Source organism: Diplocloster hominis (assembly GCF_032380655.1).
Lineage (GTDB): Bacteria > Bacillota > Clostridia > Lachnospirales > Lachnospiraceae > Diplocloster > Diplocloster hominis.
Genome location: NZ_JAWDIY010000006.1, coordinates 1 through 20952 on the forward strand (window position 1 = coordinate 1; position 20952 = coordinate 20952).

Annotated in this window: 20 protein-coding genes and 6 tRNA genes; 23 read left to right on the forward strand and 3 right to left on the reverse strand. The window is 45.1% G+C overall.

Going from position 1 to position 20952, the window contains the following annotated elements; genetic code table 11:
- Positions 1–160 precede the first annotated feature (160 nt).
- The 10 genes from ABC831_RS07120 to ABC831_RS07165 all read left to right on the forward strand — a co-directional run bounded on the left by ABC831_RS07120 (position 161) and on the right by ABC831_RS07165 (position 5770).
- A tRNA-Asp gene (locus tag ABC831_RS07120) sits at positions 161–234 on the forward strand.
- Positions 235–259: 25 nt separating this feature from the next.
- Positions 260–332 (forward strand) — tRNA-Val (locus tag ABC831_RS07125).
- A 14-nt stretch (positions 333–346) separates the two neighbouring features.
- Positions 347–428: transfer RNA gene (locus tag ABC831_RS07130), tRNA-Tyr, on the forward strand.
- Between the two features lie 56 nt (positions 429–484).
- Positions 485–558: transfer RNA gene (locus tag ABC831_RS07135), tRNA-Met, on the forward strand.
- A 31-nt stretch (positions 559–589) separates the two neighbouring features.
- Positions 590–662: transfer RNA gene (locus ABC831_RS07140), tRNA-Phe, on the forward strand.
- Positions 663–684: 22 nt separating this feature from the next.
- Positions 685–757, forward strand: a tRNA-Lys gene (locus tag ABC831_RS07145).
- A 296-nt stretch (positions 758–1053) separates the two neighbouring features.
- Complete coding sequence (locus ABC831_RS07150; protein ID WP_343247535.1) at positions 1054–2724, forward strand: leucine-rich repeat domain-containing protein; 1671 nt, start codon at positions 1054–1056, stop codon at positions 2722–2724.
- Positions 2714–4168 carry an aminotransferase class I/II-fold pyridoxal phosphate-dependent enzyme gene (locus ABC831_RS07155; protein WP_343247536.1) on the forward strand — a complete coding sequence of 485 codons (1455 nt, stop codon included), beginning with the start codon at positions 2714–2716 and terminating at the stop codon, positions 4166–4168. Before ABC831_RS07150 ends, ABC831_RS07155 begins: the two co-directional genes overlap by 11 nt.
- Positions 4169–4272: 104 nt before the next feature.
- The gene (locus ABC831_RS07160) at positions 4273–4482 is read left to right on the forward strand and encodes a hypothetical protein (RefSeq protein ID WP_343247537.1); all 210 of its coding nucleotides are present in this window, start codon (positions 4273–4275) and stop codon (positions 4480–4482) included.
- Position 4483: 1 nt separating this feature from the next.
- Positions 4484–5770: an MATE family efflux transporter gene (locus ABC831_RS07165; RefSeq protein WP_343247538.1), complete on the forward strand. Its 1287-nt coding sequence runs from the start codon at positions 4484–4486 to the stop codon at positions 5768–5770.
- Between the two features lie 151 nt (positions 5771–5921).
- Here the strand turns inward: ABC831_RS07165 and ABC831_RS07170 are convergent, their stop codons facing one another.
- The 3 genes from ABC831_RS07170 to ABC831_RS07180 all read right to left on the reverse strand — a co-directional run bounded on the left by ABC831_RS07170 (position 5922) and on the right by ABC831_RS07180 (position 8676).
- Positions 5922–6659, reverse strand: coding sequence for a CAP domain-containing protein (locus ABC831_RS07170; protein WP_343247539.1), 738 nt, complete (start codon positions 6657–6659; stop codon positions 5922–5924).
- A 109-nt stretch (positions 6660–6768) separates the two neighbouring features.
- Positions 6769–7914: a ComEC/Rec2 family competence protein gene (locus tag ABC831_RS07175; RefSeq protein ID WP_343247540.1), complete on the reverse strand. Its 1146-nt coding sequence runs from the start codon at positions 7912–7914 to the stop codon at positions 6769–6771.
- Between the two features lie 132 nt (positions 7915–8046).
- Positions 8047–8676, reverse strand: coding sequence for a sensor histidine kinase (locus tag ABC831_RS07180; RefSeq protein WP_343247541.1), 630 nt, complete (start codon positions 8674–8676; stop codon positions 8047–8049).
- An 860-nt stretch (positions 8677–9536) separates the two neighbouring features.
- On the opposite strand from ABC831_RS07180, the gene ABC831_RS07185 reads away from it, so the two are divergent.
- The 13 genes from ABC831_RS07185 (at position 9537) to rsmI (ending at position 20952) form a co-directional block, all read left to right on the forward strand.
- The gene (locus tag ABC831_RS07185) at positions 9537–9671 is read left to right on the forward strand and encodes a hypothetical protein (RefSeq protein WP_343247542.1); all 135 of its coding nucleotides are present in this window, start codon (positions 9537–9539) and stop codon (positions 9669–9671) included.
- A 406-nt stretch (positions 9672–10077) separates the two neighbouring features.
- Positions 10078–10815, forward strand: a complete 738-nt coding sequence (locus ABC831_RS07190; RefSeq protein WP_343247543.1) for a LytR/AlgR family response regulator transcription factor — start codon at positions 10078–10080, stop codon at positions 10813–10815.
- Positions 10816–11079: 264 nt separating this feature from the next.
- Complete coding sequence (locus ABC831_RS07195; RefSeq protein ID WP_343247544.1) at positions 11080–11475, forward strand: hypothetical protein; 396 nt, start codon at positions 11080–11082, stop codon at positions 11473–11475.
- A gap of 560 nt (positions 11476–12035) precedes the next feature.
- Positions 12036–14210 carry a peptidase domain-containing ABC transporter gene (locus ABC831_RS07200; RefSeq protein WP_343247545.1) on the forward strand — a complete coding sequence of 725 codons (2175 nt, stop codon included), beginning with the start codon at positions 12036–12038 and terminating at the stop codon, positions 14208–14210.
- On the forward strand, positions 14203–14940 hold the full coding sequence (locus tag ABC831_RS07205; protein ID WP_343247546.1) for a beta-barrel domain-containing protein: 738 nt from the start codon (positions 14203–14205) through the stop codon (positions 14938–14940). Before ABC831_RS07200 ends, ABC831_RS07205 begins: the two co-directional genes overlap by 8 nt.
- A 30-nt stretch (positions 14941–14970) precedes the next feature.
- On the forward strand, positions 14971–15480 hold the full coding sequence (locus ABC831_RS07210; protein ID WP_343247547.1) for a hypothetical protein: 510 nt from the start codon (positions 14971–14973) through the stop codon (positions 15478–15480).
- A 312-nt stretch (positions 15481–15792) separates the two neighbouring features.
- Complete coding sequence (locus ABC831_RS07215; protein WP_343247548.1) at positions 15793–16110, forward strand: nucleotidyltransferase domain-containing protein; 318 nt, start codon at positions 15793–15795, stop codon at positions 16108–16110.
- A gap of 120 nt (positions 16111–16230) precedes the next feature.
- Positions 16231–16500, forward strand: coding sequence for an HI0074 family nucleotidyltransferase substrate-binding subunit (locus tag ABC831_RS07220; RefSeq protein WP_425524573.1), 270 nt, complete (start codon positions 16231–16233; stop codon positions 16498–16500).
- A 218-nt stretch (positions 16501–16718) separates the two neighbouring features.
- Complete coding sequence (locus ABC831_RS07225) at positions 16719–17312, forward strand: nucleoside/nucleotide kinase family protein (RefSeq protein ID WP_343247549.1); 594 nt, start codon at positions 16719–16721, stop codon at positions 17310–17312.
- 88 nt (positions 17313–17400) lie between these two features.
- Positions 17401–18390 carry a DNA polymerase III subunit delta' gene (gene holB / locus ABC831_RS07230; RefSeq protein WP_343247550.1) on the forward strand — a complete coding sequence of 330 codons (990 nt, stop codon included), beginning with the start codon at positions 17401–17403 and terminating at the stop codon, positions 18388–18390.
- 1 nt (position 18391) lies between these two features.
- Positions 18392–19300 (forward strand): PSP1 domain-containing protein, encoded by a 909-nt coding sequence (locus ABC831_RS07235; protein WP_343247551.1) that lies wholly within the window; start codon positions 18392–18394, stop codon positions 19298–19300.
- 5 nt (positions 19301–19305) lie between these two features.
- Complete coding sequence (locus ABC831_RS07240) at positions 19306–20043, forward strand: tRNA1(Val) (adenine(37)-N6)-methyltransferase (RefSeq protein WP_343247552.1); 738 nt, start codon at positions 19306–19308, stop codon at positions 20041–20043.
- 48 nt (positions 20044–20091) lie between these two features.
- A complete protein-coding gene (gene rsmI / locus ABC831_RS07245) occupies positions 20092–20952 on the forward strand; it encodes a 16S rRNA (cytidine(1402)-2'-O)-methyltransferase (protein WP_343247553.1) in 861 nt (286 codons plus the stop codon).

Sequence of the window (20952 nt, forward strand, 5' to 3'; positions counted from 1 at the left end):
TAGGGCAGAGGTGGAAGTGCAGCAATGTACGGAGCTGACTGCTACTAATAGGTCGAGGGCTTGACCAGAATGGTCTGAAGGTTCAAGATAAGAGGCTTTGAAAAGAGCCGAACGGATGGCAATGATTTTTACAGTGTGTAGTTTTGAAGGTACATTTTAAGGCCCAATGGCTCAGTTGGTTAGAGCGCCGCCCTGTCACGGCGGAGGTCGCGGGTTCGAGTCCCGCTTGGGTCGCTTTTTTTGACCTTCTTATTTATTTGGGATCTTAGCTCAGCTGGGAGAGCATCTGCCTTACAAGCAGAGGGTCACAGGTTCGAGCCCTGTAGGTCCCATTTTTATCGTATATGGATGGATTCCCGAGTGGCCAAAGGGGGCAGACTGTAAATCTGTTGGCAACGCCTTCGAAGGTTCGAATCCTTCTCCATCCACTGCATAATGCTCATATAGCCGGTTATGGCAAGGAGTTATGCACATAATTAAATAACGCGGGGTGGAGCAGTCTGGAAGCTCGTCGGGCTCATAACCCGAAGGTCATAGGTTCAAATCCTATCCCCGCTACTCAGGACAGATTTGTTGTCTGTCAAAAAACGCCCAGATAGCTCAGTTGGTAGAGCAGAGGACTGAAAATCCTCGTGTCACTGGTTCGATTCCGGTTCTGGGCATTTGTAAACTTAATATGGATATGGGATATTAGCTCAGTTGGTAGAGCACTTGACTTTTAATCAAGTTGTCCGGGGTTCGAATCCCCGATATCTCATTTGGACGATTAGTAATTTGTATTGCTAATCGTTTTTTTCTAGTTATAGAAATTTAACAGGTCAATAGATCATGTATTTGATACATAATAATGGAAGGTCACACTTGATCTATAAATTACTGATAAATATTAGTCTGATAAATATTTGTCTAATAAATATTATAAATTTAATTTGAAACCAAGTGTTTTATTTGCTTTTTATAACAAATATCCGTATAATTATTTTAGATCCGTATAATGAGAGACGTTTCTATAAGTTCAGGTATACATATACTAAAGTACAAGGAGATTTCAATATGGATTATAACCGATGTCCGGAATGTGGGATGCCATTGGAGCCCAATGCAAAAAAATGTACTTTCTGCGGAAAGAAATTAAGAACGAAGAAGGAATCACCGGCAACGTTTAAAACGTACGGCAACACGAATACATCCAATCCCCATAAATATGCAGGACCTCCGTATGAAAAACAAAATGCGCAGGGGTCGGCCGGAAATACTTCCGATTCGAATCGGTATTCCTCGAATCCGAGCCAGAATACCTCACATATGGGCAGTTCCGGACCGGCCAGACAGGCCGGCTCACAATATAATCCTTATGATTCCTTTCCGGGAAGAGGGGCGGCCGGCTCTAATGCCAGTAAAAGCAATAAATGGGTGCTTACGGTTATTCTGGGAATCTGTGTCGTAGTGGTTCTGATCGGAGCGACGGTGATGGCATTCCAGAATGCAGCCAATCGCTTTTATCATCAGGAATATACATTGACGGAGCCTCCGCAAAATAATTATCCATCCTCAGAATTCAGTTCAAATGATGGAATTGATCAAGTTATGGAGGCTATATTTGATAAGCCGTCGGCAGCCGTGACAGAGGAAGAAATCGGCGCGATCCGGTATTTAAAGATTTCAGATAACTATGATGACGGCAGTATTGACATTTTTTTCAGTGACAGGGATTATTATGATTATGGCGGCAGCGATGAGTATTTTGACGATTACGTAAACTATACCTATGTGGAAGACACGTACCTGGAGGCGGAGGATCTGGCCCGCTTTAAAGGCTTGACCAGGCTGGTGCTGGATGGTGCATATCTGGAGGACGTTTCCTCCTATAAGGCTTTGCAGAATTTAAGAGGATTATTTTTATATAACACGGTCTATGGTTACAGCGACCTGGATGTATTTCAAGATTTTCCCCAGCTGGAGGGGATCGGGATAGATTATATTACAGATTTAAGCGGTTTGGATCAATTTACGAATCTGAAAGAGCTGAATTTGTATAATTCAAGCTTTACAAATCTGGACGATATCCTTCCATTAACCAGTTTAGAAAGATTATCCATTGAAGAGAATTATGTAATCAATTCTCTGGAGGGTGTGCAGAATCTTCCGAATTTAAAATATCTGGACCTCTTCTATAATGAAGCACTCAAAGATTTGAGTCCCATCTCCCAATGTGAGGGATTGACAGAGCTCAGTGTGGATTTGGATTACGCTGAGGAAATTCCGGACTTAACTACTCTGACGAATCTGGAAAGTCTGGAACTGGGTTACTTTATGGATTTGTCCGCTCTGAATATAAATAATCTGCCCCAGTTGAAAGAAATCAGTTTCTACAGCGGCAGCTTTGATGATCATAATTTTGTAAATATCTGTTCCATGAGCCAGTTGGAGAGATTGAATATGAACTGGTGCACACTTTACTGTGATACGGACAGTTTGGCCAATCTGGTTAATCTGACGCATCTGGGTATTTCTGAAAATGGGATATCGAATATAGACTTTGTAGAAGGTATGGGGCAGCTGGAATACCTGGATATTTCCTTAAATAAGGTTCAGGATGTATCCAAACTGGCCGGACTTAGTAATCTGACATATCTGGATGTGTCCGGCAATCCGGTGACAGATACCAGTGTACTGGACCAGCTGAAGATGGAAGGTGTGGAAGTTTATAATTATGATGAATAGTGATCTGTATACCCGGCTAAAGGATTACGGCGGTTCGGACTTTTACGGGTTCCATATGCCGGGGCATAAAAGGCAGATGCTGTATCCTTTTGAGAATCCCATGGGTATTGACATAACGGAGATAGACGGTTTTGATAACCTGCATCATGCAGAAGGGATTCTGAAGGAAGCACAGGGCCGCGCGGCGCAGTTATATGGTTCTTCGGAAACTCATTTTCTGGTCAACGGCAGCACGGCAGGACTGCTCAGCGCGATCTCCGGCTGTACGGCCCGGGGCGGTAAAATAATTATGGCAAGAAATTGCCACAAGGCGGTATACCATGCCGCCTTTTTAAATGAGCTGGAAGTTATCTACTGGATGCCGGGAATCGATCCGGTATATGGTGTAAATTGTGGATTACCTGTGGATAACTTAAAAAAATTACTGGAAGAAAATCCTGAAACACAAGCAGTAGTAATGACTTCGCCCACTTATGACGGTGTTGTGTCAAATGTGGATAAAGTTGTGGAAATCGTCCACAAATGTGGAATTCCGTTAATTGTGGACGAAGCACATGGGGCGCATTTTGGGTTCGATCGGCGGTTTCCGGGGAATTCAGTCGGAAAAGGAGCGGATGTAGTTATCCACAGCCTGCACAAGACGCTTCCTTCCATGACCCAGACCGCACTGATCCATTTGAATGGGGTGTTTGCTGACCGGGAAAAGATCCGCAGGTATCTGGCTATCTACCAGACCAGCAGTCCGTCTTATGTATTAATGTCCAGTATAGACAGCTGTATCAGCCTGCTGGCCCAAAAAAGAGAGGAGTTATTCGACTCCTTTTATCATAAACTATCTGCGGTCAGGGATCAGTTGGGAGATATGAAGAAGCTGCACCTGTATACGAAGGAAGATGCCATGAAGCGGGGAGGCGAGGATCTGGACCCGTCAAAATTGCTGATCACTACCGCGGGGACGAATCTGAACGGGAAAGAATTAAGCAGCCTTTTGAGAGAAAGGTACCATCTGGAAATGGAAATGGAAGCGCCAGGGTATGTTTTGGCGCTCACCAGTATTGCGGACACGAAGGAAGGCTTTCAGAGGCTTGTTCAGGCATTAATGGAGATCGACCGGCAATGTGAGGAAGAAAGGAAGTATCGTTGTGTAGAGGATGTCAGGAACACTTCTGATGAGTTTCCATGCGTAAATGAAACCGCCATGTCCATCTGGCAGGCAGAACGTTACAGGAAAAAGAGTGTTCCGTTAATGGAGAGCAGCGGACATGTCAGTGGGGAATTCGTATATAAATATCCGCCGGGAATACCGCTGATCGCGCCTGGAGAGGTGATAAGCAATGAGGTCCTGGAACTGGTCAGCCTGGCGAAAAAACAGGGAATCAACGTCCAGGGTATGAAGGATTTTACTGCGGAATCCATAGAAATTCTGGAAGGGATCAGACCTTGAAAACCAGAAGGAACCGTCTTTTGCATACGTAAAATTCATTCGGTGAAAACTGATCATATTAACGAAAAAATACAATTATTATTGTATACTATGTCTCTTTCTAGTTGGAAAAAACTGTGCTATTCTGTATTAACTTCAATGAAATTCAGGAAGCAGTATTTCACTTCGATGAAGATCAGGAAGAATACATTTATATTGAAAGGATAGCGAGGGATTCACATGGAAAGGGATATGACCAAGGGGAGCCCGATGAAGCTTATTTTGTGGTTTACGGTTCCTCTTTTAATTGGAAATGTATTTCAGCAGTTATATAATATGGTTGACACCATAATCGTGGGCAGATATGTGGGAGTCCAGGCATTGGCGGCCGTGGGGTCCACCGGGACGATTATGTTCTTAATCCAGGGGTTTATGCTCGGACTGACAGCTGGATTTACGGTATTAACCGCACAGCGGTTTGGAGCCGGTGATGTGGAGGGAATGAAGAAGACCGTGGCTTCGGCCTATGTCTTATCGATCGTGATCACGATCGCGGTTACGGCGGTCAGTATAATCGGTATGCGTCCGCTTCTGGAGCTGATGAATACGCCGGAGGATATTATACAGGATGCCTATGATTATATAGTTATCATCTGTGCCGGCACAGGGGCAGTCGTGTTATATAATCTGCTGGCCAGTATTATGCGGGCAGTGGGTGACAGTAAGACACCGCTTTATTTTCTTATCATATCCGCAGTGCTGAATATATTTCTGGATCTGCTGTTTATTATTGTTTTTTATATGGGTGTCAAAGGTGCGGCTTACGCAACGATTCTATCACAGGGAATCGCCGGTGTGCTGTGTCTGATCTATATGCTTAAGAAGTTTCCGAATCTTCGGATACATAAGGAACACTGGCGTCTGGAGAAGAACTGTGTGAAATATCAGATTTCCCTGGGTCTTCCCATGGCGCTGCAGTTTTCGATTACAGCAGTAGGCGCAATTATCCTGCAGAGTGCATTGAATGTATTCGGTTCCACCGTGGTAGCGGCTTATACCGCGGCGAATAAGATGGAGCAGCTGGTGGTGCAGGCGCTTCCTTCCCTGGGTGTGACCGTATCCACCTTCTGTGCCCAGAATCTTGGCGCAGGACATATTCCCAGAATCAGGGAAGGGGTAAAGAAAAGCGTTCTATTGTCGTTTGTCTTCGGTTTCTTCGCTATGGCCATTATGCTGCTTGCCGGTAAATGGCTGGTACGTTTGTTTATAACAGACCCTACCGATGAAATCCTGCACTATGCCGGAATTTATCTGATGGCAAATGGTATTTTTGAATGGCTGCTGGGACTGCTGTTCGTGTACCGGAATGCTCTTCAGGGAATGGGGCGCGGCGTAGTTCCCCTGTTGGCCGGCGGATGTGAACTCTTTGCCCGTGTGGTCGTGGCATTCGTGGGCAAGGGGATCGGAAGCTATATGGTGATCTGTCTGGCAAGCCCGTTTGCGTGGCTCTGTGCGTCGATCCCTCTTATTATCGCTTACTATTGCCTTATGAAGGATTTTATGAAACGCTGGGATGAACGAGAGGCAAAAGAGGGAGCAGGAACAGCTATTAGCAGCAGCTAAGAGCTGATAGGAACGGGATATATGGGATAAATACAAGAGTAAGACCGCCGCAAATAGGAACGGGAATGTTCCTATTTGCGGCGGTCTTTTGATTCGGGTATGTTATCCTAAATGCGTATTTTTATAGCTATGAGTGATTTGGACTAAAGATTTAGTAAGTAAATAACTGTGTCCAATAATTTGTACCGGAACCGTTCTGATAATATCCGACACCGATGGAAGTATAGTTTTTATTTAAAATGTTAGCCCGGTGTCCTTCGGAATTCATCCATCCGGTTACTACTTCCTGAGGACTTCTCTGGCCCCATGCGATATTTTCTCCCGCTCCCCGGAAGTTGATTCCGGCTTCCGTCAGTACGGAACTGAAGGAGGAACCGTTAGGTCTGGTATGAGAGAAGGAAGTCTCGATTTCTTTGGCACGGGTCTGTGCCGCGGAAGAGATATTCAGATCAAAGGTAAGCGGCGCCAGTCCCACTTTCGCTCTTTCTTCATTTACCAGATCTGCGACCTGTTTCGCATAACTGTTTTCCGAAGGAGTCTCATCGGGGGATTCGGTACCTGGCTGATCTGTCTCCGGAGGAGTGATCTCGGGTTTGTCTGTTTCGGGTTTATTCGTACCGGGATTGTCTGTTTCAGGCTTGTCCGGTTTGGGTATGTCTACACCCGGAAAATTAAAGTCGGGACAATTATTCCAGTCAATCTGAATTCCCATCTCTTTTAACTGCTGTTTTAAATCCTCCAGACTCGTTCCGGTAACCTGCTGGACGATGGGACAATCTTTTGTTCCAAGCTGGTTGCAGATTTTATTTAAATCAGCGGTGGGCATTCCACCGGTTGCAGAAGAGCCTGCGATAGTAGTTGCCAGAAGCATAGCTGCCATTTGATACATATGTAGTACCTCTCTTTCTGTTAATTATTACATAAATGTTACATATTTGTTACAAAAAGATAGTAACACAAATTAGAAAGAGAGCCAATGGTAGTTTCTGGGAGCCACTTCAAGGTTTACAATTCTGGCAGGGTTCGTATCCTTCATCCAATGCTTCGTCCCGGGTGTTAAAGTATACCCGGTTCTTTTCCGCTGGCAGGGAAGGACATGAATCGGTGTGGAATTTCTTTGAGTTTACATTTCCAATATAGGAAGCTTCCGGGAGATCATAAAGGCCGTTGCCGTCACCGGTGTGTTCCCTGTCACTCTCAATACCCTGCTGGTCAAAGGTGATATGGGTTCCATCGCTGAAAGCTGTGACTGTTCCCATGGTATCGGTGCGGTAGACAGTGGCTCCTACGTCCCGGAAACGGCTGAGGGCGGCTTCGTGGGGATGGCCGTAGGAATTATCCCTGCCGCAGGAGATTACGACGTTTGGGGGATTTACGGCTCTCAGGAACACATAGGAGTTGGAATATTCGCTGCCATGATGGCCGGCCTGAAATACGTCCGCTTCCAGGGATACACCACCCTCCGCCAGGTCTTTTTCCGGTGCCTGCCCCGCGTCTCCTGTAAATAGGAAGCGGTTCTCTCCATGGGTCACTTTTAGGATCAGGGAGTTGTCATTCGTATCTTCATAATCGGTTCCCGTCTGCAGAAATTCCAGGCGGCAGTCTCCGAAGGATAAGGTATCGTGCTGCGAGGGATGTATCGGGGTAAGCCCTTTTTGTTCTGCAGCGCTGACCAGATCTTTGTATACTTTAGAATCGGGGGTATCCGTATTCATGTAAACGGAATCTGCAGGTATTTTGTCCAGGAGATCGGCTCCAGCCCCTATATGGTCTTCGTGGGGATGGGTAAAGATTATGGCATCCAGTGAGTCAATGGAGTGGGAGTCCAGGTATTGGAGGATGGTTTGGGCATCGTCTCTGTTACCGGCATCTATCATGACGGCGGCATCCTGTGAGAGCAGGAGAGTACAGTCTGCCTGGCCTACATCCAGATAGTGGACTTCCAGGGTTCCGGAAGGGATGGATGAGGCGGTGGATGTACCGGATGATGAGGGGGAGGCGGTGCAGCCTGTCAGGAGCAGAAACGAGGTTAAAAGGGTTATTATGTAGTAGAGGACCGGGGAGTGTCTCGGTCGTTTCTGAGTGTGTAATGGATTGGGAAACGGATTATAGAACGGATTGTCTAAATGGGATCTGTTGTTCATGATTTTCTCCTTGCGTGAGTGTTCTGCTTAAATAGATAGGGGTGTACATATGTTCAACCTTTTTTTGTATATTTTTATTTATGTAGTTGTTTATGATGGTCGTTTATTTTAGCCTATTATATTAGTCGTTTCTTATGATTCGGCGGATGATTGTGGATTATTATTTGGCAGGAAGATCTGAATGTGGAAAACTTGATCTTTCGGTATGATTTCCATAATCCCATTGTATTTGGCTGCTCTTTCCTGAATGGTGTTTAAGCCGTATCCGTGGTTGGAGGCATTGGATTTGGTAGTACGGTAGAGAGTTCCTTTTGGAAGCAGTTTTCCAACGTAGTGGTTTCTACAGGAGATTACGGTTACTTCTGCCGTCGCTTTGATTTCAAAGAGAATAAAGCGGTCGTCTGTGCTATCTTTTTCCAGAGCTTCCAGGGCATTGGTCAGAATATTACCGATAATGACGGAAGTGTCATCGTCATCCATCGGAATGTAATTCACATATACTTCCGGTTCAAATCTGTAATCCAACAATTTACATTTTGCCTGGATGTCGGATAGTATGGCAGAGACTACCGGGAGGCCCTCTATGTATATGATGTTTCGGTAACTGAGATGGCCAATGTTGGTATTCAGGTAGTCCCGGGCTTTTAAGGTCTGGCCTTGGTCCAGATAGGTGTCGATGACCTGGGCATGGTAACGCATGTCGTGACGGAATTTTCGGATTTCTTCGGTGTTGCCGGCTAGGTTTCTGTAGTATTCGGACATTCGTTCGGAGTTTAGGGCTTTTATTTCGGTTTCGTGCATTTTTAGTAGTTGGGCCTGGAGGCGGTTGAATAGTAATAGGGTTACGATAACAATTATAAAATTAGATGTAATAATAATTAGCACTAAATTTTCAAATGATATTTTAGATACACTAGATCTGGAATAATAATCAAAAGTAGATAATAACACAATTATATTAAGTACCATCAATACCATAATAGTAAATATATAGTTCTTTCTATTTATATTTCTATATTTAACCTTAGCCATTATAAATGATATAACTACGAAAACTACTATAAAATTTACATATTTTTGCATATATACATATACTAAATTATCAGAAAAATTATCAAATGACCACTCCATTAGTAATTCTAATAAGAAATTTACAAATAGAGTTATAATATTATTGAGAATAAAGATGAAAACCATAAGTTTAAATTTTTTCAATAAACTTTCTTTAAAACTAATAATTATATAAATAAAATGTATAAAAAGTATAATGAAATCAATAAGAATACTTAACGGAACACATATATTTAGAATAACTAAAATAATACACGAAGTTATAAATATACATACGTTTTTTATATTATTATATTTTTGTGTTAAATATGTATTTGCTATTACTATGCATAAAAAGAAATCAAGTAGTGTGTTAAAAATGATGGGAAGAAACTGTAGTAAGTTCAAAGGGAATTCTCTCCTTTTATTTTTTCAACTAATTATAACATAATATTAGTCAAAATTTATAAAAAGGTTTTTATATCATGTAATATTATTAATCTAACATTTATTTATAGCATCCTACTTTTTACCATGATATATTTTTCAAAAAGAAATGGAGGATAATAATAATGAATAAAAATGACTTTAAAGAATTAGAGAACAAGAAATTGCAGATTATGAATGAAGATGAAACTACCGAAATAAATGGTGGTGGTGCTTATGATCTTATTTTAGACATCATTAATTATTTTAGAGGTAAATAATAATAAAGCTAATTTTCAACCGTTATTACTATGTCCCAAAAGTAACCATAGTAGACTTTTGGGACATAAATATATTTATAAAAAAGGATTATTTTAGATATATCAATAAAAAATTTATATATAGAATATAACTTAGCCAACTTCTAAATTTTGCTCCCATGTCCCGAAAGTATCCGCTGCAAACTATACTTTCGGGACATATTTTTTGGAAATACGAAAGTAATCGCTTAAAAACCAGGCAAATGACCCGAAGCCGGCATCCTGGGACAGGCACCTTGCGCCTTTTGTGGCTTACTGTTTGGGGTTTCTGACGCAAGGAGCCAGTCCCCTCCCATTTTTCGCTTGCACGGGAGGAGTCCCGTGTTATAATGATCCATAGATGTTAGAAAATATTGGGGGGCAGGGTATGGTATACAGGATAGCTGTATGTGATGATTCTGAGATTCACAATATGGAGATTTTGAAGCTGATTCGGGAGTTTTCGCAGGGGAAGGATATTAAGACGCAGATCGATATTTTCCATGATGGTCTGGAATTTATTTCTGCGGCCACACAGGTGAGGTATGATGTGGCTTTGCTGGATGTCGATATGCCCAGGATGAATGGTATCGCTGCTGCTAAGATTGTTAGAAAGCAGGACCCGAATCTGGTGATCATATATATCACGAATTATGAAGGCTTTACGTACGATGCCTGTGAGGTAGAAGCGATCGGTTATATACTGAAACCGTTGCAAAAGGATAAATTGTTCCGGATTTTGGGAAGGGCTTATTCGATTGTCCACGATATCAGGACCAGCCATAAGGAGAACCTGATTACGATTACAACACAGTATGAAAATGTTCCAATCGATATGAATAAGATCGTACGTCTATCAAAATTCCGCAATACGATCCAGATCCTGATGGTATCCGGAAAGGAATATATCTGGTATCAGACTATGAAATACGCGCAGCAGGTTTTGGATGAAAGATATTTTGTAGAAGTCTATAGAGGAATTATCGTGAATATCCGGTTTATTAAAAATATAGCGGACGAATGGATTGAGTTGGAATTCAATAAACAAAAGGAGAATGTACCTGTCAGCAAAAGAAAAGCAGCGGAAGTAAAGAAACTTTATTATAAGAGAAAAGTTTATATATAATAATGAATAGCAGCGCTCGAAAAAACCTCGCTGACCATTTTTCATGCATCGCACATAACCGGCTATAAAACAGCCGCTAAGTGCCCATAGTTATAAAAAATAGCGGCGTTTGGGTTTGTACAGTCGGCTAATCCGCAACTTTTATGTTGCCGATCCGGAAGGCAACTTGCTTGAAATTGGTAGCACGCACGAAATGTAGGTTACAACTTCAAACGCGGCCTTGGCGAATAAGGCGGACTTGACAAGAATTGACATGGTGAGTAAATGGAAATACACGAAGTTGTCTTAATGGAATTGAATACAGGAGCTGAACTGACTACTCATGTTGAAGTTGATGAAGCGGAAATCTCTGAAAACATCTATATTAATGCCAAAATCAAAGAACGAGAAATTACTTCTTCAAATTATAATTACTTGCCTGCCTATCAAGAATTTAGGGATAAATTGCTTGAAATCGGATATGGAATCAAGTGTAACGGCTCACGGCTTAATGCTGTTCAATCTGGAATGATGGGCGCAACAGATAAAGTTTATCTCGTTGAAATAGGCAGGCAGGCTTTGATGAAAGACATTGTTCATATTTGGGATTATGCTGATATAGATACTTTTCCAGATACAAGTCAACAAAACGATTTTTTTGAGCATTGGATTAAGCGTTAAGTTCCAGTTTATCGGGCCGATTCAAGTACTCCTTATTGGTATAATGCGTACTTCCCTTTTAACCGCTCTTAATAGTGGCTAGCAGTGCAAAGTGGTACACACTTTGTGATTTTACCGATTTTCGCCCCGGCGAAAAAATGGAAAATCTGCTTGTTGGGGGCCTCCCCCAATCCCCCGGCAAGGGCCGCTTGCGCTGCCTTGCCAAACGCTCCACCTGTGGAGCGGCTACGCGCCTTTTCGGGCGCTGAATACGAGAGACTTGACCGGCTGGAAAGAAGTATGCTTACAGCGTCCGCTAGGACGCGCAGCCGCCCCGTTAAGGGTTAGTATCCCTTAGTAACCCGTTGTTAAGTTCGTAAATCCGATAGCTAAAATAACATACGAATAACACAAGCTGAAAGAAGATGGAAATGATTTGTATAAAATGTACAAAATCTGCCGTCATTGTTAAATAAATAACTTTTAACCACTCTTTTTCGACATTATATCCCTGGTTTGTTAGCAGCACTTGTCGAAACATGTAAAATGACACAAAAGGATAATGTAGAAGAGGTTGGGGTATGAGATATAATTTTGTCAAACAACTGGACAGTACGGATTGTGCTGCCGCTTGTCTCGCCATGATCTGCCTTTATTACAAAAAAGAAACCACAGTGACGAAACTGCGGGATCTTATGGGTACGGATATTAAAGGAACGAACCTGATCGGTTTGAGTAAAGCGGCAAAGGAACTGGGCTTTGTCAGTCAGGCGGTGAGAGTGGAAGAAGGCGGATTTTTTGTACCGTTTACTCTGCCCTGCATCGCGCATGTGATGACGAAGGAAGGTATTTACCATTTTGTTGTCGTATTTAAGAAATCTAAAACAGAAGTAGTGATCGGAGATCCGGCCAAAGATCTGATGCGCATGCCGGTAACTGAATTTCTGGAGATGTTTACCGGGAACATGCTGCTGATCAAACCGGCGGAAGGTTTCTCGGGAGGGAAGGAAAAGGGAAGCAGTCTGTGGACCCGTTTCCTGAAGCTTTTGCTGCCTCAGAAAAAACTATTTCTATTTTCTATATTGGCCTCTTTTATAATTACGGTCTTAGGTATTTTATCTTCCCTGTTTAACAAAATATTGCTGGATGAAATCCTTCCCTATGAACTGGAACAGTCTTTGGTGATCCTGGTTCTGATTTTTATTACGCTGCAGATTACACAGGTGGCTGTGGGATTTGTCAGGGAATGGATGATGATCTATCTGTCGCAGAAAATAGATATTCCATTGATTCTGGGATATTTTCACCATGTCTATAAACTGCCGATGAAGTTCTTCGCGGCACGCCGCACCGGTGATATTATTACCAGATTCAATGATGCCTTTACCATTAAGAATATGTTTACCAATGTGGCGCTGACGTTGATCATGGATATTTCACTGGCGGTGATTACCGGTATTATCCTCTATTTTATGAACCCGGAACTGTTTTTCCTGATTGCGCTTCTTGTACTGATTGAACTTATGCTGGTGGTTTTATTTAAGGAACCGTACCGCAGGATCAATGAGGAGCAGATGCAGCAGGTTTCCGTATTGAATTCCCAGATTATCGAGGGACTGCAGGCCGTCGAGACCATTAAGGGAAATGCTACGGAGGACCTGGAGCTGGAACAGGTGGAGCGGGAATATATAAAGACACTCAGAATGAATAAGAAGGAGAATATGCTTTCCAATGTACAGGAACATGTGTCCTCCCTGATTATTTCCGTTGGGAATCTCCTGCTTATGTATTTCGGTGGAAAAATGGTGATCCAGGGCGGGCTGACGCTGGGGTCCTTGATGGCGTTCGGAACATTATCCGTATACTTTATGGACCCCATTAACCGGTTGGCTAAACTTCAGCTGCAGATTCAGGAAGCTTCGATTTCCATGCGGCGTGTGGCGGAAATTTTGGACTGCGACAGGGAACAGGAAGACGGTTACTATCAGGATATGAAAACCGTGGAAGGGGATATCTGTGTGAATCATATCACATTCCGGTACGGGAACCGAAAACCTGTGCTCAAAGATGTGTCCTTCCATATAAGAAAAGGTCAAAAAGTGGCTGTAGTAGGCAGCAGCGGGAGCGGCAAGTCCACCATTGCCAAGCTTCTGCTCAAATACTATGAGCCAGAGGAAGGAGATATCCGAATTGATGGAATGGATTTGCGTGAGATACGTGTCGAAACATTACGAAAGCTTGTGTCTTATGTACCCCAACAGTTATCCCTCTTCTCCAGGAGTGTATTTGATAATATTCGTGTGACGAAGATGGACGCCACCAGGGAAGAGGTGAAGGCCGCGGCGAGAAAGGCGGATGCGGAAGGATTCATCAGCAAACTGCCGTTACAGTATGACACTTACCTGGAAGAAGCGGGAAATGGACTGAGCGGCGGAGAAAAGCAGAGGCTTGCTCTGGCCAGGGCTTTTTTAAAAGACAGCAATTTTTATATTATGGATGAAGCTACCAGCAATCTGGATTTTGGCGCGGAGAGCCTGATATTTGATATGATTTACAACAAATTCAAAGAGAAATCCATGCTGATTATCGCGCACCGGCTGGCGACGATCAAAGATTGCGACCAGATTCTGGTGATGGACGAAGGCAGTATCATAGAACAGGGGACACACCACGAACTGCTGGAGAGGAGAGGGCGGTATTACGAGCTCTGGAACATGCAGCAGGGTATCTTTAAAGGAGCTGGTGCGGATGAGTAGACAAGTACGGACTATGAAGGATTTAACGGACAGCGCCCTGTTATATCAGGCGAAGTTCCCCCGATTCGGATATATTCTGATTGTGGTGGTGATAGCCGCCCTTGCGCTTACCGGTTTCTGGATGACCGTTTTCCCCCGGGTATTGGTAATCAACGGGGAAGGGGTCGTCCAGGGAGCGAATAAAACTTCAATATTGGCCCAGGAATACGGGGAGATGGCAAATCTGCTGGTAAAAGAGGGAAGTTATGTAGACCGGGGAGACGCGTTGTTTTACCTGAAAGATAATTCAGAACCACAGCGGGCGCTGGAGTCGGGCATTATTCATCTGAATAAAGAGTATCAGGCGGGAACACAGATTCTCAAAGGGGAAGAGCTGGGCAGCATTAACAATGAAAGGGACAGCTATGTGATCGTGAGCCGGATCGGGGCCAAGGACAGGCCCAGGGTTCAAAAAGGGGATGAGGTACAGATAGTGGTAAAGGGGCTTTCCCAGAGTACTTATGGATGCCTGAATGGAACGGTAGAGTCCATAGACAGCGATGTAACCATCGACGATCAGACGGACAGCGCATTTTTTAAAATTCGGATTATACCCGATCATTCCTATCTTCTGAGCAAAGCCGGTGAGAAGGTTAACCTGATGAATGGCATGTTGGCCGAAACCAGAATAAAATATGCGCAGATGAGCTATCTGGATTATCTGAAAGGCCAGCTGGGGATTTCATTTTAAATTCTGATCAGAGAGGGGAGGGGGAATCCATTGGCGAATGTTATATATCGAGAACTGGAGGATCTGAATTACCTGGATAAACATCTGCTGAAAGCACTCAATAACAGCGGTGACACTCTGATCATCCAAGGGAAGGAGTACCAGGTACGCATTGACGGATCTGAGATCCTGAATCCCAACCATGAGGTGGACTTGAATTATCAGATATTAGAGAATGAATATGGATATCTGCTGGTGGTAAATGACGGCAGGGAACTTCCGGGGCCGATCCATCTGCTTATGAATCATGATCAGGAGGTACAGCTGACGGATTATAACGGTTATCTTTATATAGAAGAAAATGAACGGTATGAGCTTATGAGGCTGGTGAACCGGGAGAATGGGGAGATAACTATTGATGAAGGGGGAAGTTATCTGTTTTCGCAGGAGTATATGGCGGAAAGTATGGTTCCTCATGAGGTATTTGCAGGATTGGGGGGAGTCGCTGCTGTTATGCTGCTGGCATATCTTTTGATTAAAAAGAGATACTGGTTCTGGTAAAGGGCCGGAAGAGGCCAAAAGGGGCCAAAAGGAGCCAAAAGGGGACATGTCCAAATCGGTTTGGGACATGTCCATTTCAGTTTGGACATGTCCCAAACCGATTTGGACATGTCCCCTTTCGGCCCCTTTTGGCCCCTTTTGCCCGTGAATGATAGAGAATTATAGAAATAATTTTATTTTGTGTTGTGGAAGAAAGCGGAGTTGTCTATAATTTAAATACAATGACAAATGCGATTAGCCACCGGCGGTAGACTATAATACAGGCCCCAAAAAAGCCCAGCCTATTTACCAAACATAAAAGGGAGGGATAACATGAATAACAGTATGAAAGATATGTCTGATACAGGTATTCGTCCCACAGTTCTAAGCCAGATTAAAGACTTGGCCCGAAAATATAATATTGGCAGGGTCATTTTGTTTGGCTCAAGAGCCAGAGGGGATTATAAGCGGGTGAGTGACATTGATCTGGCGGTTACCGGCGGCGATGTGATCGGATTTACCCTGGCGGTAGATGAAGAGACGGATACCCTTCTGGAATATGATGTAGTGAATTTGGACCAGAGTGTCCAGGAAGAACTGGCCGTGGAGATTCAGAAAGACGGGAGACTGCTATATGAAAAAATACGATAATTTTTGCAGGGCATTGCAGAATTTAAGTGATGTCTTTTTATACGAGGAACCATATAAAATGTAGTTCTGACCGGGCTGGTAGCTTTGTTTGGGATTTGTTTTGAACAGGCGTGGAAGGCGATGAAAGAGATACTGGAACGGTACGGGTTTGACGAAAGCACCACAGGCTCACCCCGGCAGATTCTGAAAACTGCTTATAAAGCGGGCCTGATTAAGGATGAACAGCTATGGCTGGGGACCCTGGCGTGTGGGAATAATGTAGCTCATGCTTATAATAAGTCCGTTGCTCTGGATATTGTGAAGGCAGTCAAAGCAGATTATTATCATATGTTTGAAAATTTTAGTGAGGAAGTCAGGAATAATTGGCAGGATGATTTCCAAAAGCCATAACCCACACAGCCGACCCGAACGGCAGTCCTGCTCAGCAACATGACCCGTACAGCAGACTTTGACAAAGAGCCGCCGTATAGAGTATCATGTAGAAAAGATCAGAAAGGCAGAAGGAATACCACCACCGGTATGTCTTAATGCATACCCTTCAGGAGACGCAGCAGAAAATGCTCCATAAGGTAAGCCTTCCGGCTGCAAATCAACAATAAGAGGTACCAATGGGAAAAATATTTTATCTGATGGGAAAGAGCTCATCCGGAAAGGATACGATTTACAAGGATCTGGTATCCGACAAAGAGCTGCAGTTAAATACGATCGTCATGTACACAACCCGCCCCATCCGGGAAGGCGAGACGGACGGTGTAGAATATTATTTTTCCAGCGAGGATGAGCTTCGACGCCTGCTGGCGGACGGGAAGATCATAGAGCTGCGGGCTTACAATACGGTTCACGGGGTCTGGAAATATTTTACGGTCAATGATGAACAGATCCAGCTGGCTGCGAATAATTATGCGGTGATCGGGACACTGGTGTCCTACGAAAAAATGAGGGATTACTTTGGAGCCGGCCGGGTAATACCCATATATATAGAAGTGGAAGACGGTGTGCGCCTGCAGCGGGCCCTGGACCGGGAGCGCAGACAAAAGGAACCCAAATACGCGGAAATGTGCCGCCGTTTCCTGGCGGACAGTGAAGATTTCTCCGAAGATAAGCTGGAGAAACTGGGAATCGGCTACCGATTTGTCAACCAGGAACTTCCGGAGTGTATCAGCCACATAAAAACTTTTATTTCTAAAGAGATTATGATATAATTAATTGCACTGGGCGCGGCCTGACACAGATCGGGACCGCGTAATTTGAATAACCGGGAGCAATTCATTCAAAAAAGGAAAATAGCTTATGGCAGGATTTCAGGATGTAGTTGGACATGAACAGATCATCGATCATCTCCAGCGTGCAATAGAACTAAATAAAGTGTCCCACGCCTATCTGTTCTGCGCAGAAGAGGGAGCGGGGAAGAAACTGCTGGCCGGGATCTTTGCCCAGACACTGCAATGCGAGAAGGGCGGAGTGAATCCGTGCATGGAATGCCATTCCTGCATCCAGGCCGCGGGAAAGAACCAGCCGGATATCATATGGGTTACCCACGAAAAACCGAATTCCATCGGTGTGGAGGATATCCGTACCCAGGTCAACGGGGATATTCAGGTGAAGCCCTACAGCAGCCCTTATAAAATATACATGATCGATGAGGCGGAGAAGATGACCGTACAGGCCCAGAACGCCTTATTGAAAACTATCGAGGAGCCGCCGGCATACGGGATTCTGATCCTGCTTACGGAGAGCGCGGACAGGCTTCTGCCCACGATTCTGTCCAGATGCGTGACGCTGAATTTAAAACCGGTGGCAGATGAAAAGATACGGAAGTATCTGATGGAACAATTACAGGTGCCGGATTACAAAGCGGATTTAAGCCTGGCCTTCGCCCAGGGGAATGTGGGACGTGCGGTGAAGCTGGCCACGTCGGAGAATTTTAATGAGATCAAGGACTCGGCGCTGCATCTGCTGCAGCATATCCACGAGATGGAGCTGTACGAGATTATCAGCGCATTGAAGCAGATTACGGACTACCGGATGGATATCAACGATTATCTGGATATACTGATGGTGTGGTACCGAGATGTGCTGCTGTTCAAAGCGACAAAAGATATGAATCCGCTGATCTTCAAGGAGCATATCAACTATATACGGCAGCAGGCGGATAAGAGCTCCTATGAAGGGATCGAGACGATCCTGGAGCAGCTGGACAAGACGAAGGCCCGTCTGAAAGCCAATGTGAATTTTGAGCTGGCAATGGAATTATTGCTGCTGACGATAAAGGAGAACTGACATGAGAAATGTGATAGGCGTGAGATTTCGCAAAGCGGGCAAGGTATATTTCTTCGATCCGCTGAAGATGACCATCAAAATGGGAGATCACGTGATCGTAGAGACGGCCCGGGGGGTAGAATACGGGACCGTGGTTCTGGGGCCGAAGGAAGTGGAAGAGGAAAAAGTGGTGCAGCCGTTAAAACCGGTGATCCGGCTGGCGTCGGCGAAGGATGACGCGGCGGAGGAGCGCAACCGCAAAAAGGAAAAAGAAGCCTTCGGTATCTGCATGGAAAAAATCCGCAAGCACGGTCTGGAAATGAAACTGATCGACGTGGAATATACGTTTGATAACAACAAAGTGCTGTTTTACTTTACGGCGGATGGAAGGATCGACTTCCGGGAGCTGGTCAAGGATCTGGCCGGCGTGTTCAAGACCAGAATCGAACTGCGCCAGATCGGTGTGCGGGATGAGACCAAGATCCTGGGCGGCGTCGGTATCTGCGGACGGGCGCTGTGCTGCAACAGCTACCTCTCAGAGTTCGTGCCGGTGTCCATCAAGATGGCCAAAGAACAGAATCTGTCGCTGAACCCCACCAAGATATCGGGCGTCTGCGGAAGGCTGATGTGTTGTCTGAAAAATGAAGAAGAGACCTACGAGGAGCTGAACAGCCGCCTGCCCAATCCCGGCGACCATGTCACTACCAATGACGGTCTGCGCGGCGAAGTGCAAAGCGTCAGTGTCCTGCGCCAGCAGGTGAAGGTGATCGTGGAGGTCAACGATGAAAAAGAGATCCGCGAGTACAAAGTAAATGAACTGAAAACGAAGCCCAAGCGGAAAAAAGAGAAGATAAACATAGCCGACAAAGAACTAAAAGCCCTGGAAGCTTTGGAAAAAAAGGAAGGAAAGTCCAAACTGGATGACAATTAAGTTCGATGGAGATTGAATTAAAAGAGCAGGAACGTCTGGATGAGCTGCACCGGAACGGTTACCGGATCATCCAGAATCCATCCCGCTTTTGCTTTGGTATGGACGCGGTACTTCTGTCGGGATATGCTAAGGTAAAAGAGGGGGAGACTGCGCTGGATCTGGGAACGGGAAACGGGATTATCCCCATACTTCTGGAGGCCAAGACAAAAGGGAAGCACTTTACCGGCCTGGAGATCCAGGAGGAAAGCGCGGATATGGCCAGGCGCAGCGTCGCCTTAAACGGGCTGGATGAGAAAATCAAGATTATTACCGGTGATATCAAAGAGGCAGGTGAGATGTTCGAGGCTGCTTCTTTTGATGTAATTACATCCAATCCGCCCTACATGATCGGGCAGCACGGACTGGTCAATCCGGATTCTCCCAAGGCCATAGCCAGACATGAACTGCTGTGTACACTGGAGGATATCATTCGGGTCAGCGCCCGGTTACTGTGTACCGGCGGGCGGTTCTATCTGGTACACCGGCCCTTCCGTCTGGCGGAGATTATGACCATGCTGGTAAAATACCGGCTGGAGCCCAAGCGGATGCGTCTGGTATATCCGTTCGTGGATAAAGAACCGAATATGGTCCTGTTAGAAGCGTTACGGGGAGGAAATTCAAGAATCCGGGTGGAAAAGCCTCTGATCGTATATAAGGAGCCTGGGATTTACACCGATGAGATCTATGATATCTATGGATATTAGTTATTCGAATAAATCATAAAATTCTATGGTACAAAAAGGGGAACCAGGATGGAGCAGAACACACAGGGTAAATTATATCTCTGCGCAACCCCGATCGGCAATCTGGAGGATATCACTTTCCGGGTGCTGCGGACATTAAAAGAAGTGGATCTGATCGCCGCCGAGGACACCAGAAACAGCAGGAAACTGTTGAACCACTTTGAGATTCAGACGCCCATGACGAGCTATCATGAATACAATAAGATCGAAAAAGGCCGGCTTTTGGTAGAAAAATTGAAAGCCGGCAGTCATATTGCCCTGATTACGGACGCGGGTACGCCGGGGATCTCTGATCCCGGGGAAGAGCTGGTACGGATGTGCTATGAGGCGGATATCGAAGTGACCTCCCTGCCCGGGCCTGCGGCCTGCGTTACAGCGCTTACCTTGTCGGGGCTTCCGACCAGAAGGTTCGCGTTCGAAGCATTTCTTCCGATGGATAAAAAAGAGAGACAGCGCATTCTGGGTGAGCTGGCGGACGAAACCAGGACCGTGGTGCTGTATGAAGCCCCCCACCGCCTGGTGCGCACGCTGAACGAACTGCTGGAGGCGCTGGGGGACCGGAATGTGACTGTGCTGCGGGAGCTGACGAAGAGACACGAGACCGCATTTCGGACCACTTTGGCCGGCGCCGCAGCATTCTATGAAAGCACGGAACCAAAAGGGGAATGTGTGATCGTGGTGGAAGGGAGAAGCCCTCAGGAACTGGCGGAGGAAAGCCGCCGCCAGTGGGAGGAGATGCCGCTGGAGGAGCATATGGCACGCTACGAAAACCAGGGAATGCCACGAAAGGAAGCGATGAAGCAGGTGGCAAAAGACCGCGGCGTTTCCAAGCGGGACATCTATCAGGCGCTGCTGGAGACAGAGCGCTGA

Bases quoted from the DNA above. Each gene is read 5' to 3' on its own strand.
- ABC831_RS07150 (WP_343247535.1), top strand. From the start codon at position 1,054: ATGGATTATAACCGATGTCCGGAATGTGGGATGCCATTGGAGCCCAAT.
- ABC831_RS07180 (WP_343247541.1), bottom strand. From the start codon at position 8,676: ATGTCCGAATACTACAGAAACCTAGCCGGCAACACCGAAGAAATCCGA.
- ABC831_RS07225 (WP_343247549.1), top strand. From the start codon at position 16,719: ATGGGAAAAATATTTTATCTGATGGGAAAGAGCTCATCCGGAAAGGAT.
- holB (WP_343247550.1), top strand. From the start codon at position 17,401: ATGGCAGGATTTCAGGATGTAGTTGGACATGAACAGATCATCGATCAT.
- ABC831_RS07200 (WP_343247545.1), top strand. From the start codon at position 12,036: ATGAGATATAATTTTGTCAAACAACTGGACAGTACGGATTGTGCTGCC.
- ABC831_RS07195 (WP_343247544.1), top strand. From the start codon at position 11,080: ATGGAAATACACGAAGTTGTCTTAATGGAATTGAATACAGGAGCTGAA.
- ABC831_RS07155 (WP_343247536.1), top strand. From the start codon at position 2,714: ATGATGAATAGTGATCTGTATACCCGGCTAAAGGATTACGGCGGTTCG.
- ABC831_RS07170 (WP_343247539.1), bottom strand. From the start codon at position 6,659: ATGTATCAAATGGCAGCTATGCTTCTGGCAACTACTATCGCAGGCTCT.
- ABC831_RS07220 (WP_425524573.1), top strand. From the start codon at position 16,231: ATGAAAGAGATACTGGAACGGTACGGGTTTGACGAAAGCACCACAGGC.
- ABC831_RS07240 (WP_343247552.1), top strand. From the start codon at position 19,306: ATGGAGATTGAATTAAAAGAGCAGGAACGTCTGGATGAGCTGCACCGG.
- ABC831_RS07185 (WP_343247542.1), top strand. From the start codon at position 9,537: ATGAATAAAAATGACTTTAAAGAATTAGAGAACAAGAAATTGCAGATT.
- ABC831_RS07190 (WP_343247543.1), top strand. From the start codon at position 10,078: ATGGTATACAGGATAGCTGTATGTGATGATTCTGAGATTCACAATATG.
- ABC831_RS07175 (WP_343247540.1), bottom strand. From the start codon at position 7,914: ATGAACAACAGATCCCATTTAGACAATCCGTTCTATAATCCGTTTCCC.
- ABC831_RS07235 (WP_343247551.1), top strand. From the start codon at position 18,392: ATGAGAAATGTGATAGGCGTGAGATTTCGCAAAGCGGGCAAGGTATAT.
- ABC831_RS07165 (WP_343247538.1), top strand. From the start codon at position 4,484: ATGGTTGACACCATAATCGTGGGCAGATATGTGGGAGTCCAGGCATTG.
- rsmI (WP_343247553.1), top strand. From the start codon at position 20,092: ATGGAGCAGAACACACAGGGTAAATTATATCTCTGCGCAACCCCGATC.
- ABC831_RS07205 (WP_343247546.1), top strand. From the start codon at position 14,203: ATGAGTAGACAAGTACGGACTATGAAGGATTTAACGGACAGCGCCCTG.
- ABC831_RS07215 (WP_343247548.1), top strand. From the start codon at position 15,793: ATGAATAACAGTATGAAAGATATGTCTGATACAGGTATTCGTCCCACA.